The organism is Frankia sp. Mgl5, from assembly GCF_023242985.1.
In the GTDB taxonomy this organism is placed as follows: Bacteria; Actinomycetota; Actinomycetes; order Frankiales; family Frankiaceae; genus Parafrankia; species Parafrankia soli.
Map to the genome: position 1 here is coordinate 1 of NZ_JALKFY010000112.1, position 275 is coordinate 275.

Genomic DNA, 275 nt, shown 5'->3' on the forward strand with positions numbered 1-275 from the left:
GTTTAAGAAAAAGGAGAAGCGGGAAGGCGACCACGCCGTCTTTGCCGAGTAATTACACGGCTTCCGGCGTATTGTCAGATCGAGTCCCGGACCCGTTTTGCCCAAGGCCGTTTGGCAGCTTGCGGAACATCTGTTGGGTGATCAACGCACTGATTAACGTGCAAAGCAGAATGATGCTGAACACTCCAAGCGGCGGCATCCAACCGGAGAGACCGATCACCAGCGGCGCAATAAAACGGGCGATGGTAAATTGCAGGCTGGACGCCCCCATATAT

1 pseudogene is annotated in these 275 nt (G+C 54.5%); it reads right to left on the reverse strand.

The annotated features are described in order from the left end of the window. Positions 1-52: 52 nt before the first annotated feature. Positions 53-275: pseudogene (locus MXD62_RS08595) on the reverse strand (MFS transporter); the annotation flags it as partial.